Raw genomic sequence first — 12,441 nt, 5'->3', positions numbered from 1 at the left:
GCGGGCGGGACCGCGTAAGTGTCCTCATCCGACGGTGTACCCGCCGGTCTTGGCCGCCGCCTTCAGCTTGTCCTGCCAACTCCCCAGGGAATCACGGAGGTTGCCGCCGGAGTCGGCTGCCTTGACGAACGTGTCGTTGAAGCTGCTCTGCCAGTCGGCCTCGAAGCGGACCGCACCGAAGCCGGGACGCAGCGAGTTCGCCGCCGTGGTGAGGGCGGGCATCGGATCGGAGGCGTAGTACGGGTCCTTCGACTTGGCTTCGCCCCACTTCTTCGCGGCCGCCGTGAAGGCGGGGTAAGTGGGCTGCTTTGCCTGGAGGTTGACGTCGGTGGTCATCCAGCGCACCAGGGCCGCGGCCTGCGCGGTACGTCCGCCGGCGTGCGAGGAGACGAGGAAGGCACCGCCGCCGACCTGACCGGCGTACGACTGACTCTCACCGGGCCAGGTGGGCATGGGGGCGGCGGCGATCCGGCCCGTCGGCACCTTGAAGGCGGGGGCGAACATGAAGTCGCCGAACCAGGCGGGGGCCGGCAGCATGAGGATCTTGTCGTCCTTGCCGAACTTCGCGAAGCCCGGGTCGATGGGGGCGACGGTGGTGACGGCCTTCTTGCGGGCGAGCGGCTGGAGCAGATCGGCGACCCGGGTGCAGTCCGCCTGTCCCAAGTCGATGTGGACCTCGGTGAGGCTGAGCGTGTCGCGGGTGGGGCAGCCGCTGCTGCCGAAGTAGACACCGGCGCCGTACTTGCCGTTGATGGCCCCGACGATGGTCCCGGGATGCTCCGAGGCTGCCTTCAGGCCGGTCTTCTGGTACTCCGCCCAGGTCTTGGGCACCTGATAGCCGTATCGCTTCATCAGCTTCGCGTCGTACCAGAGGACGGTGGGGGCGATGTCGTTGCGCAGGCAGTACGTCTTCCCGCCGAAGGTGCAGGTGTCGAGGGAACCGGGGGTGAAGCCGTCGCGGACGGGCTTCGGGACCAGGTCGTCGAGTGGGGCCGCGTAGCCGAACTTCGCGTTCGCGAGGGTCGCGGCCTCGGCCGGGTTGGCGAGGAAGACGACGTCGGGCCAGCCGCTCCTGGTGCGGTTGGCGAGCGAGATCTTGGTGGGTACGTAGCCCGCGTCGGGCGGGATGGTGACGAGGCGCATCTTCACGTCGGGATGGGCCTTCTCGTACTGCTGGGCCGCGGGCATACGGGTGTTGTCCACCCAGACCAGTAACTCGCCCTTGGCGCCGCCCGAGCCGCTGCCGTCGCCTCCACCGGTGCCTCCGCACCCGGAGGCCAGCAGCGCGATGACCGCGGTGACGGTCGCGGCCAGGGACGTCGTGCGCCATCTCTTCATGGAGGGACCACCTTTCATGGGGGACCGCCTTTTTGGCCGATGCGCCTTACTCCCGGGACGACGGTTGCGATAGTTTTCGCAAAATCAGAACGACCGGCAACGTAGGAGATTCATCCGATGACGTCAACGGTTCGGACAGGATCCAGCGACGGCAGACGGCGGACGCTGGCCGAAATCGCCGAACGAGCAGGCGTGTCGGTGTCCACCGTCTCCAAAGTGCTCCACAAGAGATCCGATGTATCGGCAGAGACGCGCGCGAAGGTGCAGCGGCTGCTGGAGCAGCACGGCTATCTGGCGAAACACCACCCGGCGGCCACCACAGCCCCGCCCGGCGGCCTGATCGACTTCGTCATCAACGAACTGGACAGCCCCTGGGCGGTCGAGCTGATCCGGGGTGCGGAGGATGTGCTGCACGACGCGGGCATGGGGCTGGTCGTCTCCTCCACCCACGGCCGGACCCGACGCGCTCGGCAGTGGCTGGACTCGCTGGCCACCCGCTCCACCCGCGGCGCGATCCTCGTCGTACCCGAACTGACTCCCGAGCAGCACGACGAACTGAACCGGCTCGGCATCCCCTACGCGCTCGTGATGCCGATCGACGAACCCGCGCCGGGCACACCCTGGGTGGGCGCGACCAACTGGCCCGGCGGACTGGCGGCGACCCGGCACCTCATCGAACTGGGCCACCGGCGCATCGCCATCATCAGCGGTCCGGAGCGCCGGCTCACCTCCCGCGCGCGGGTCGACGGCTATCGTTCCGCCCTCGCGGAGGCGGAACTCCCCTTCGACCCCGAACTCGTGCGCTACGGCGACTTCGCCCACGGCCTCGCCTACCAACACGCCCTGGAACTGCTGGCGTTGCCCGACCGCCCGACGGCGATCTTCGCCGGCAGCGACCATCAGGCGCTGGGCACCTACCGGGCCGCCGCCGAACTGGGCCTGCGTATCCCGGCCGACGTCAGCGTGGTCGGCTTCGACGACCTCCCCTTCGCGGACTGGGTCACCCCGCGCCTGACGACGATCCGCACCCCCCTTGCCGACATGACCGCGCTCGCGGCCCGCATGGTGCTGCGGCTGCTGTCCGGCGAACAGCCGGAGACCACACGGGTGGAGGTCGCGACGGAACTGGTGGTGAGGGAGAGCAGCGGGCGTCGGTCAGGGTGAAGCCGGGGTGGGGGCAACTCACGCGCTCCGCAACGGATCCGCTGGCCGAGCCGCGGCATCTCACCCAGGGCGACGCTCGGGTGACGATGCTCGACCGCCCGCTCACCGCCCCCGCCGGGTGGCCGGTGGCGTGGTGTTCGCCCTTGCCGACGTCCAGGCCGAGGAACACGGCCACGTCGCGGGTGTCGAGCACTTCGTTCCTCCGATGAGGGTCTGTCTTCCCGGCCAAGGCACGGCGCCGACATCCGGCAACCACGTTACGAAGAGCGTTGCCAGAAGTTCCGGCGTTCCTGCCCCTATTAGCGATCTACCGGCGCCTCCCGACCCGGTGACACCACCCCCCGGGTCATGGTCGACAGGGGGCAAAAGTCATGCCGGGCCAGAAGGCCGGGAGCCTCATGATCGAGGCCGTCTGAAAAGGTAACCGGGTGCCTCTATGTCCTGCGTCAAGGCGCCCCTGTCGGGTTTGGGGTGGTTCGGGGTCGCTGGGGTTACGCGGTGAGCCCGATGTCCTTGGGGGCACGGGGTTCGTAGAAGGTGCCGTCGCGGAGCATGGCGAACAGGACGCTGATGCGTTGGCGGGCGAGGCGGAGGAGGGCCTGGGTGTGGGTCTTGCCGCGGGCGCGTTGCTTGTCGTAGTAGGCGCGGGAGGCCGGGTCGGCGTTCATGCAGGCGAAGGCGGACAGGAACATGGCCCGTTTGAGCTGCCGGTTGCCGCCTCGGGGTGCGTGTTCACCGTGGATCGAGGTTCCCGACGACTTCGTGGTGGGGGCGAGTCGGGCGTAGGAGGCGAGGTGGGCGGCGGTGGGGAAGCCGGTGCCGTCGCCCACGGTGACCACCAGGACGGCGGCGGTCCTGACGCCGACGCCGGGCATCGACGTCAGGACCGGGGAAAGAGGGTGGGCCTCCAGCAGGTGGTTGATCTGGGCTTCCATCGCCCGGCGCTGGGTGTGGACGGCGGCCAGGGAGGCGGCCAGAGAGGGGATGACGATGTCGAGGGTGGCGGTGCCGGGGACCACGACGGTCTGTTCGTCGAGAGCGTCGAAGACGTCGTCGATCAGCCGCTGGGCCATGCGCGGGGCCTTGGGCCGGATCAGCTCGACGAGTCTGCGGCGGCCGGCTTTGCGCAGGGCGGCCGGGGAGCCGTAGCGCTCCAGCAGCCAGGTCACGGCCTGGTGGTCGAGGCGGGAACCAAGAACGCGTTCGAGGCTGGGGTGGAACTGGGTGAGCAGGCCGCGTATCCGGTTGGACGTGCGAGTGGCCTCGGCCGCGAGGTCCTGGTCGAAGCCGACGAGGACCGTGAGTTCGGCGGTGATCTCGTCGGTGAGTTCGAGCGAGCGCAGGGTGTGCGGCATGGTGCGTGCCGCGTCCGCGATCACCGCGGCATCCTTGGCGTCTGTCTTGGCCTCGCCGGGGTAGAGGTCGGCGATCCGGCGCATAGCCAGGCCAGGCAGGTAGGCGATGCGGCACCCTGCTTCGCGGGCGACGGTCAGCGGGAGGGCGCCGACGGAGGCGGGCTGGTCCACTATGACCAGGACGGTGCCGAACTTTGCGGTCAGCTTGTCGAACACGGCCCGCAGTTTGGGTTCGCTGTTGGGCAGCGGTTTGTCGACGACCTTCTTCCCGGCCGGGGCACCGACGCCGTGATCGACGCGGTCGGCATGGAGGCCCACGGCAACCCGGTGACCAAGGGCGCCCAGTGGGCGACCGCGCTGCTGCCCGACGCACTGGCCCAGCCCTTCATGGAGAGGGCGGGCCTGGACCGGCTCGGCGCGCTCTACTCGGCCATCGACCTGGTATGGCGCGGCACCGTCTCGCTCTCCGGGGTGTATGGCGGGGCCGTGGACCCGATGCCGCTGCTGCCTATGTTCGACAAGCAGCTCCAGTTCCGGATGGGCCAGGCCAACGTGTGGCGCTGGGTGCCGGAGATCCTCCCCCTGCTCACGGACGGGGACCCCCTCGGCGTGGACGGCTTCGCCACCCACCACCTGCCCCTGGAGGAGGCCGTGCAGGCCTACGCCATCTTCCAGGCCAAGGAGGACGGCATGATCAAGACCCTGCTCCGCCCCTGACCGCCGACGTGCCCGCCCTCCGGCACCACCGCGACCGCTCCGCCCGGAGGACCGGCGCCCGCTCCTCAGCCGGCCCGGTCGGACGCCGGCCACACATAGGGCAGGTCGTCGGGCACGTCCGGGAAGAGCGGACGGTACACCTCGGGGGCCTTGCGCACCAGCGCCGACCGGTGGCTGGTGTGGAAGGCCTCGTCCCCCGGCCAGGGCGGCAGTTCCCCCGCCTCGGCGAGCCGCTCCTGGGGACGGACGGCCGCGCCGGGGCGGTGCCGCGCGAAGTCGGCGGTGACCGTGGCGGCGCAGGTGTCGGCGCGGCCCTCCGCCACCCACACCGCGCACACGTGGAGGGAGTAGCGGACCAGGGCCTCCTCGTAGCCGGTCCACATGCGCACCGCGGGATGGTGCCGCCATCCGTAGCCGGGCACGGTCAGGCCGCGCAGCACCTGGAGGGCCTCGACCCGCTGCTTGCCGAGCCGGGCCGGGTCGAGGACGGCCGCGGAGCGGGTGAACCCGGGGTACGGGAGGAAGGTCTGCACACACGATGCCTACCGCGGTCCGGCGGTTCCCGAACCGGGGTCGCGGTACGTGCCGGCCCCCTCCCGAGCTGCCGGAAACCGGCGCACAACGGCCTCCGGGACCCCAGCATGCGACAGCCGTCCCAGGGCAGGAGGCCAGAGAGGGCCTTCGAGTCGCGCCGGTCCGCTGACTCGCCGAATCTGACAGAGGTGAGCACGCGCGTGGCGAGACCGAGCACGACCTGTACCCGTTCCTACCTCCCTGGAGGCCTCGGATGACGACTGCCCCTGCACGGGCCGCCGACCTTGGACGCCTGTGGACGCTCCCCGGCGTCTACGCCCCGCAGGCGGACACCCACCTGCTCGCCCAGGCGCTCGACGCCGAAGGTGTCGTACCCGGCGTGGACGTCCTGGACGTCTGCACGGGCAGCGGCGCGCTCGCCCTGCTGGCCGCCCGGAAAGGCGCCCGGGTAACGGCGACGGACATCTCCCTGCGCGCGGTGATGACCGCCCGGCTGAACGCGGCCCGCGCCGGACAGCGCGTCCGGGTGCTGCACGGCGACCTCACCGGGCCGGTCTCCGGACAGCGCTTCGACCTGCTCGTGAGCAACCCGCCGTACGTGCCCGCCCCCGAGGGACACCGTCCCGGCCCGCACACCCCGGCGGTCGCCTGGGACGCCGGGCACTGCGGACGGCTCGCCCTCGACCGGATCTGCGCCCACGCCCGGGACCTGCTCCGGCCGCACGGCGTGCTGCTCATGGTGCACTCCGGGCTCTGCGGCGTCGACGAGACGCTGAGACGGCTGTCCGCGACCGGCATGCGGTGCGCGGTTGCCGACCGGGCCCTCGTCCCCTTCGGACCCGTGCTGACCAAACGCCTCCCGTGGCTGCGGGCCCAGGGACTGATCGGTCCCGAGGACGACAAAGAGGAACTGGTGGTGATCCGTGCCGAACGCATCTGACCGGCCCCGTCGGGTGACCGTCGACCGCGACGGCCCGGTTCTCGTCGAGGGACCGGTGGAGATCGTCCGGGAGGACGGCACGATCGCCTCCTCCGACCGCTTCGTGGTGGCCATCTGCACCTGCCGCCGGAGCCGCAGCCAGCCCTGGTGCGACACCAGCCACCGACGTCGTGCGAAACCCGCCGACACCCGCCGCCGCGAGGGCCGCGACGGAACCGCCGGCACCGGACAGAAGGACACCCATGACGGCGACGACCACTGAACGCCCCTTTGCCGCTCCCTCCCTGCCCAGTCCCCGGGGCCCCCTCTCGGCAGGTCTCTTCGCCGCCCTGACCACCCCCGGGCAGGCCCCGCCGCCCGTCGCCGGCGCGACCGCCGCCGACCCGTACGGGGACGATCTGCACCTGGCCCTCTACGCGCTCTACGAACTCCACTACCGCGGGTTCGACGGCGTCGCGGACGACCGGGAATGGGACCCCGCCCTGATGCCGCTCCGCCAGGCGCTGGAGGAGCGCTTCCTGGCCGCCCTGCGCGCCGGCGTGCCCGGCGGCCGCTCGGTGGACGACGCCTTCGGCGAGCTGCTGGTCGAGTCCACCGACCACAGCGACAGCGTGGCGTACTTCCTGGAGCATGACGGTGATCTGGGGCAGATCCGTGAGTACGCCGCCCTGCGCTCGCTCTACCACCTCAAGGAGGCCGACCCGCACGCCTGGGTGATACCCCGGCTGTCCGGGCGGGCCAAGGCCGGGATGGTGGCCATCGAGTACGACGAGTTCGGGGCCGGCCGGGCGGAGCGGATCCACGCCCAGCTGTTCGCCGACCTGATGACGGACCTCGGCCTCGATACCCGCTACGGCTACTACCTCGACGCCGCCCCGGCGCCCGCCCTGGCCGTCGTGAACATGATGACCTTGTTCGGGCTGCGCCGCGCGCTGCGCGGGGCGCTGGTCGGGCACTTCGCCTGCGTCGAGGTCACCTCCTCGCCCGGCTCCCGCCGGCTCGCCGCCGCGATGCGCCGCACCGGCGCCGGTGCCGCGGCCGAACGCTTCTACGCGGAGCACGTGGAGGCGGATGCCGTCCACGAGCAGGTCGTACGCCGGGAGGTCATGGGCGGATTGCTCGCCGACGAACCGCACCTGGAGCCGGACGTCGCCTTCGGCGCGGACGTCACCACCCACCTGGAGAACCGGCTGTCGGCCCACCTTCTGGACGCCTGGCGCGCCGGACGGACGGCGCTGCGTCCGCTCTGACCACTGTGGCCGTCGGACCGCTGTGGCCGCTCTGGCCGCGCGGGGCCCCTCCGGCCAGGCGTGACCAGTGCCCGCGCGGGCATCCCCCGGTGAGGTGAGACCTGTGACCGCGCGGCGCTCCCTCCGACCGCGGCCGATCCCCGACCGCGCGGGCCCGCAGCACCGCGCTTCTCGGGCGCGGCGGCGGGCCGGTCCGCGCGCGGTGTCAGGCGCCGCCGTCCTGGTCGTGCCGCTCCGCGCGCGCCTCGGCGGGAGTGCCGTAGACGGGGAAGACGGTGCCCGCGCCGGTGAGGGTGAGCAGGCGTGCCACCTGGGTGGGCGGGGCGGCCAGGGACAACCGGTTGCCTGACTCCTGGGCCCGGCGCCGCAGCCGCAGCAGGGCGTTGAAGCCCGACGAGTCGCAGAAGGTCACGCCCGACAGGTCGATGATCACGTGCGGCCACCGGTGGATGGCCTCCAGTGCCAGCTGGTACACGGCGGGTGCGCTGCCCACGTTCAGGTCCCCGGTCACGGTGGCCACGGCGAGCCGCCCCTCGGGGTCCTCGGCGATGCGCATCGGCGGGTGGTCGGGACTCATGATCGGCTCCTTCGGGACTGGCTGGTGTGCGTTGGCTGGTGTGCGTCAGCGGGCCCGGCGTCGTGTGCTCGCTCGGGCACGGTCCGGGGCCCGCTCGATCCGTCCGGGAGCGGGAGGCTGCTGACGCATCGGTGGGTGCCCGGCGTCCGCGGGCCCCGCCCGCTCCCTCCCATGCTTTCCTGCCCCAATTCCCTTACGGGGTAAGGCGGTCAGGGCCTGCTGAGCGCCCGTGGCGACAGGGACGCCGCGGCAGGGCGACCGCCCGGCGCCTTCGACACGGGGCCCGGGGTGACAGGCCGGGACGACGCCGAGCGGGCCGGTGGCGTGGACGTCCCACGCGACCCGGCCGACCCGGACGGGGATCTCCGGGCCCGACGGGCGGTGCATCCCGTGCTCGGCGCGGCCCGCGCCCGTCGGCCCGCTCCCGCCGTCGGCCGACGACCGCTCTCCCGGGTCCGGCGCACGGCGAGGCGGCCCGCCCCTCCGTCCCCACCCGTGCCGGTGCCGTCTCCGCGCCTTCGGCGGGAAGGGTGACCCGCGCTTCACCCGCACCAGCGCCCTCGCCGACCTGCACGTGCCCATCCGGGCGGACAGCGACATCGCCTTCCTCGGCGGCCTCATCCACCACGTCCTGGAGAACGAGGCCGACTTCCGCGAGTTCGTGCTGGTGTACACCAACGCCGCCACCCTGGTGAGCGAGGACTTCCAGGACACCGAAGAACTGGACGGCGTCTTCTCCGGTCTGAACGAGGAGACCGGGCACTACGACGTGGCGCGGGGCAGTACGACGGCGGCACCGTACAGGCGGCCTCGGGAGAGCGCGACCTCCAGTACGAGGCGCGTTCCCATGACGGCAAGTCGGTCTCCACCTCCGGGCAGTCGGAGAGCCACGGCTCGGGCGGCCCCGCGATCACCGGCGATCCGCGGCGCGACCCCACGCTCCAGCACCCGCGCTGCGTCTACCAGGTGCTGAAACGGCACTACGCCCGCTACACGCCCGAGATGGTGGAAGAGGTCTGCGGCATCCCGCAGGAGACCTTCCACGAGGTCTGCCGGACCCTGCTGGAGAACTCGGGACGCGACCGCACGAGCGAGTTCGTCTACGCGGTGGGCTGGACCCAGCACACCATGGGCGCGCAGTACATCCGCGCGGCCTGTGTCCTGCAACTGCTGCTCGGGAACATGGGCCGCCCCGGCGGCGGCATTCAGGCGCTCCGCGGCCACGCCAGCATCCAGGGCTCCAGCGACATCCCGACCCTGTTCAACCTGCTGCCCGGCTACCTGCCGATGCCGCACGCCCACGCCCACGAGGACCTGGAGACCTTCATCGACTCGGTGAAGGCCGACAAGGGTTTCTGGGGGGAACATGCGCTCCTACATGGTGAGTCTGCTCAAGGCGTACTACGGCGACGCGGCCACCGCGGAGAACGACTTCTGCTTCGACCACCTGCCGCGGCTCACCGGCGACCACAGCACGTACGAGACGGTCGTCGCCCAGATGGACGGCACGTGCAAGGGCTACTTCCTGATGGGGGAGAACCCGGCGGTCGGCTCGGCCAACGCCAAGATGCAGCGGCTGGGCATGGCCAACCTGGACTGGCTGGTGGTGTGGGACTTCTCGCTGATCGAGTCGGCCACCTGGTGGAAGGACGGGCGACCCGCGCCAGGACCTGCGCGTCGCCCTCGGGAGGCCAAGTCCTTGCTGGAGACGGGGGAGATCCTGCGCCCGGACGAACCCACCGCGCACGATACCCCCGGTGGCAAGGTCATCGGGCTGCTGAGCCGGCGCGCGCGAGGGGAGGGTGTGCTGTGAAGGCACTGTGCTGGGGAAGGCGTGAACAAACTCGCCGTGGAGGACGTCTCCGACCCCGTACTCCGCAACGACCAGGACATGATCGTACGGCTGCTGGCGGGCACCACCTGCGGCTCCGACCTCCATCTCAGCGGCGGCTACGTCCCGTTCATGCGGTCGGGGGACGTGATCGGCCACGAGTTCATCGGCGAGGTCGTCGAGACGGGCAGCGGGGTGCGGCGGCACGCGGTGGGCGACCGGGTGGTGGTCGCCTCGTTCGTCGGCTGCGGACGCTGCTGGTAATGCACCTACGACCTGTGGTCGCTGTGCGACAACACCAACACCAACCCCGGTATCGGACAAGCCCTGTTCGGCGCCGACACCGGCGGCATCTTCGGCTACTCGCACGCCATGGGCGGACTGCGCGGCAGCCACGCCGAATACGTACGTGTCCCGTTCGCGGACCACGGGGCGTTCCCGGTGCCGGAGGGCGTGGACGACACCAGCGCGCTCTTCGTGTCCGACTCGGTGCCCACCGGCTGGATGGGTGCCGATGGGCGTCGGTCGGTGCGCCGCGGGCGTCACCGACGGAGGGATGAGGGCGAGTCGGCGTCCAGCGGCCGGCCTAGGTAGGGCGCGAGCATGCGGCGGAAGCCGGTGGAGGGGGAGAGGCCGAGTTCGTTGCGCAGCCTGGTCCGGTAGGACTCGAAGTGCCTTAAGGCCTCCGCCGTGTTGCCCTCGGCCAGGTGGACCGCCGTCACCTCGCGGTGCGCGCTCTCCCGCAGCGGTTCCGCCTCGACGGCCGTCATCGCGTACGTCAGCGCCGTGCACATCCGGCCGTGGCGGCGGTGGTGGCGGCTGACGGCCTCCAGCGCGTACAGCCGGGTCTGGTGGAAGTGTTCGCGGGCGTCCGTCAGCCAGTCGTCGCACCAGGCCGGCAGCAGGTCCTCGCACAGCAGGCCGGGGATGTCGGCGCCGGGGACGTCCTTGTCGGGGCCGTTGGCCAGGGAGGCGGCGTAGCGGGTGGCCGTGTGCAGGTCGACCTGCACGTGATCTGCGATGGCGAGCCGGGTCGAGCGCAGATCCACCACGGCCTGCTGGTCGCTGCGCCGGGAGATGCGCCACAACGCCGAACGGAGGCTGGCGGCCGCCCTGTCGCGGGGCAGGTGGGGCCAGAGCAGCTCGGCCGCGTGCTCCCGGGACACGCCCTGCGAGTGCAGCGCGAGATAGGTGAGCAACCGCTGCGCCGTGGGCGGAAGGTAGACGGACTGCAGGCTGACTCGCAGCATGAAGCGTCCCAGCAGCGTCAGGACGGTGGGGGGCGGCGCCCCTGATGAGGAATCGCAAACGGACATCATCGCTCCGCGCCGGGGTCGGGGAGGCGTGCGCCGCGTCCCGGCCGGTGCTCCGCGGGCGGAGCCGCGCAGCCACAGCCCTGGTGTCGGCGTGCGTCTCTGCTGTGGAGTTGGCTGCGTTCTCAACCGTTGCATGTGCCAGGTAACCGTTCCAGGGCCCGCCAAACGGCACCGGCTCCGGTCGTCACCGCCGTCCGCGCCGGCCAGCGGTGGCACGGCTTCGGCCGTCTTGCGTCTCCGCGCTGTCACCTCCGGCGTTCCACGCGTCACGGCACATCGGAGTGGCCGCGCACGTGCGGGTCCGTCCGTCGTGCCCCCGCCCGGGCGTCCCGGTGCGGCCGGGCGGTCCGCCCATGACCGCGGGATCGGTAGGCCGCCGGAGACGCCTCGGTGACGGGGCGTCCCTAGCGTCGGTGCCACGTCCCAAGGCGGCCGGCGCACCGGACGCGCCGGCCCGGGCCGCAGGCCACACCGCGCACACGCAGATGAGGAGAAGCGATGTTCACCCACACGCAACGTCTCCAGTTCGAGGCCAAGCCGGAGAAGCCGGACCCCGTGTACGCGCACAAACTGCAGGAGCTGGTGGGCGGCGCCTACGGCGAGATGTCGGTGATGATGCAGTACCTGTTCCAGGGCTGGAACGCCCGGATCAAGGGCAAGTACAAGGACCTGATCATGGACATCGCGACCGAGGAGATCGGTCACGTGGAGATGCTGGCCACCATGTGTGCCAGGCTCCTGGAGGGGGCACCGGCGACGGCCACGACCAAGATAGCCACAAGCGATCCGGCCATCGGGGCGGTCCTGGGCGGCATGGACCCGCAGCAGGCCATCATCGCGGGCGGGGCGGCGCTGCCGGCCGACAGCAACGGCTATCCGTGGAACGGCCGTTACGTGGTCGCCAGTGGCAACCTGCTCGCCGACTTCTACGCCAACGTGGCGGCCGAGGCGCAGAGCCGTCTGCAGACCGCCCGCCTCTACAACATGACCGACGACCCCGGCGTCAAGGACATGCTGAAGTTCAACCTGGCCCGGGACACCGTCCACCAGAACCAGTGGTTGGCCGCGATCGAGCAGCTCCGCGAGGACGGCCTGGAGGGCGTCGTGGTGCCCGGCGGCTTCGAGGACGAGGAGTACCGCGAGCACGCGCAGACGCTGTGGCACCTCTCCGACGGCGTCGAGGCGGGCGCCGGACTGTGGGCCACCGGCCCGGCACCGGACGGCGAGCACGAGCTGACCCTGTTGGAGAACCCCGCACCGCTCGGGGACATCGGGATGGCACCGGCGCCTGACCCGAAGCTGTACGCCACCTACGACGGCAGCCAGGGCAAGCCCAAGGGACCGGTCCTGGGCACCGAGACAGGTGTCAAGGGCAAGATCAAGGACGTGCTCACCCCGGACGAGTGAGCCGGCCGGCAG

11 protein-coding genes and 2 pseudogenes are annotated in these 12,441 nt (G+C 71.4%); 8 read left to right on the top strand and 5 right to left on the bottom strand.

Translation table 11 applies throughout. From position 1 onward, the window contains the following. Positions 1 to 24 precede the first annotated feature (24 nt). Positions 25 to 1,338, bottom strand: coding sequence for an ABC transporter substrate-binding protein (locus ACIRB1_RS45450; RefSeq protein ID WP_403469841.1), 1,314 nt, complete (start codon positions 1,336 to 1,338; stop codon positions 25 to 27). A gap of 117 nt (positions 1,339 to 1,455) precedes the next feature. Between ACIRB1_RS45450 and ACIRB1_RS45445 the strand changes: the two genes are divergently transcribed. Then, on the top strand, positions 1,456 to 2,502 hold the full coding sequence (locus ACIRB1_RS45445) for a LacI family DNA-binding transcriptional regulator (protein ID WP_403469840.1): 1,047 nt from the start codon (positions 1,456 to 1,458) through the stop codon (positions 2,500 to 2,502). 491 nt (positions 2,503 to 2,993) lie between these two features. Here ACIRB1_RS45445 and ACIRB1_RS45440 read toward each other — a convergent pair whose 3' ends face one another. Continuing rightward, positions 2,994 to 4,202, bottom strand: a complete 1,209-nt coding sequence (locus tag ACIRB1_RS45440) for an IS110 family transposase (RefSeq protein WP_403469862.1) — start codon at positions 4,200 to 4,202, stop codon at positions 2,994 to 2,996. Between ACIRB1_RS45440 and ACIRB1_RS45435 the strand changes: the two are divergent. Then, a pseudogene (locus tag ACIRB1_RS45435) lies at positions 4,110 to 4,574 on the top strand (glutathione-dependent formaldehyde dehydrogenase); the annotation flags it as partial. The gene ACIRB1_RS45440 and the pseudogene ACIRB1_RS45435 sit on opposite strands and share 93 nt — an antisense overlap. A 65-nt stretch (positions 4,575 to 4,639) precedes the next feature. Here the strand turns inward: ACIRB1_RS45435 and ACIRB1_RS45430 are convergent. Further along, the gene (locus ACIRB1_RS45430; RefSeq protein ID WP_403469839.1) at positions 4,640 to 5,107 is read right to left on the bottom strand and encodes an MSMEG_6728 family protein; all 468 of its coding nucleotides are present in this window, start codon (positions 5,105 to 5,107) and stop codon (positions 4,640 to 4,642) included. Between the two features lie 254 nt (positions 5,108 to 5,361). Here ACIRB1_RS45430 and ACIRB1_RS45425 point away from each other — a divergent pair, with 254 nt between their 5' ends. Genes ACIRB1_RS45425 through ACIRB1_RS45415 form a run of 3 tightly spaced genes read left to right on the top strand, consistent with a single transcriptional unit; the run spans position 5,362 to position 7,298 of the window. Beyond that, positions 5,362 to 6,048, top strand: a complete 687-nt coding sequence (locus tag ACIRB1_RS45425) for a HemK2/MTQ2 family protein methyltransferase (RefSeq protein ID WP_403469838.1) — start codon at positions 5,362 to 5,364, stop codon at positions 6,046 to 6,048. Then, the gene (locus tag ACIRB1_RS45420) at positions 6,032 to 6,310 is read left to right on the top strand and encodes a CDGSH iron-sulfur domain-containing protein (protein ID WP_403469837.1); all 279 of its coding nucleotides are present in this window, start codon (positions 6,032 to 6,034) and stop codon (positions 6,308 to 6,310) included. The genes ACIRB1_RS45425 and ACIRB1_RS45420 overlap by 17 nt, the downstream gene beginning before the upstream one ends. Continuing rightward, complete coding sequence (locus ACIRB1_RS45415) at positions 6,291 to 7,298, top strand: iron-containing redox enzyme family protein (protein ID WP_403469836.1); 1,008 nt, start codon at positions 6,291 to 6,293, stop codon at positions 7,296 to 7,298. The genes ACIRB1_RS45420 and ACIRB1_RS45415 overlap by 20 nt, the downstream gene beginning before the upstream one ends. A 205-nt stretch (positions 7,299 to 7,503) precedes the next feature. Here ACIRB1_RS45415 and ACIRB1_RS45410 read toward each other — a convergent pair whose 3' ends face one another. After that, the gene (locus ACIRB1_RS45410; RefSeq protein WP_403469835.1) at positions 7,504 to 7,875 is read right to left on the bottom strand and encodes an STAS domain-containing protein; all 372 of its coding nucleotides are present in this window, start codon (positions 7,873 to 7,875) and stop codon (positions 7,504 to 7,506) included. A gap of 532 nt (positions 7,876 to 8,407) precedes the next feature. Here ACIRB1_RS45410 and ACIRB1_RS45405 point away from each other — a divergent pair. Together ACIRB1_RS45405 and ACIRB1_RS45400 are read left to right on the top strand one after the other, a co-directional pair. Next, positions 8,408 to 9,529, top strand: a pseudogene (locus tag ACIRB1_RS45405) (molybdopterin-dependent oxidoreductase); the annotation flags it as partial. A gap of 180 nt (positions 9,530 to 9,709) precedes the next feature. Continuing rightward, positions 9,710 to 9,970, top strand: a complete 261-nt coding sequence (locus ACIRB1_RS45400; protein WP_403469834.1) for an alcohol dehydrogenase catalytic domain-containing protein — start codon at positions 9,710 to 9,712, stop codon at positions 9,968 to 9,970. A gap of 278 nt (positions 9,971 to 10,248) precedes the next feature. Here the strand turns inward: ACIRB1_RS45400 and ACIRB1_RS45395 are convergent, their stop codons facing one another. Beyond that, positions 10,249 to 10,956: a BTAD domain-containing putative transcriptional regulator gene (locus ACIRB1_RS45395; RefSeq protein ID WP_403469833.1), complete on the bottom strand. Its 708-nt coding sequence runs from the start codon at positions 10,954 to 10,956 to the stop codon at positions 10,249 to 10,251. A gap of 564 nt (positions 10,957 to 11,520) precedes the next feature. Here ACIRB1_RS45395 and ACIRB1_RS45390 point away from each other — a divergent pair. After that, positions 11,521 to 12,429: a manganese catalase family protein gene (locus tag ACIRB1_RS45390; RefSeq protein ID WP_403469832.1), complete on the top strand. Its 909-nt coding sequence runs from the start codon at positions 11,521 to 11,523 to the stop codon at positions 12,427 to 12,429. Positions 12,430 to 12,441: the final 12 nt, after the last annotated feature.

Source organism: Streptomyces sp. NPDC096013, from assembly GCF_044763565.1.
GTDB lineage: Bacteria > Actinomycetota > Actinomycetes > Streptomycetales > Streptomycetaceae > Streptomyces.
This window is presented reverse-complemented; position numbering and strand designations above follow the sequence as displayed.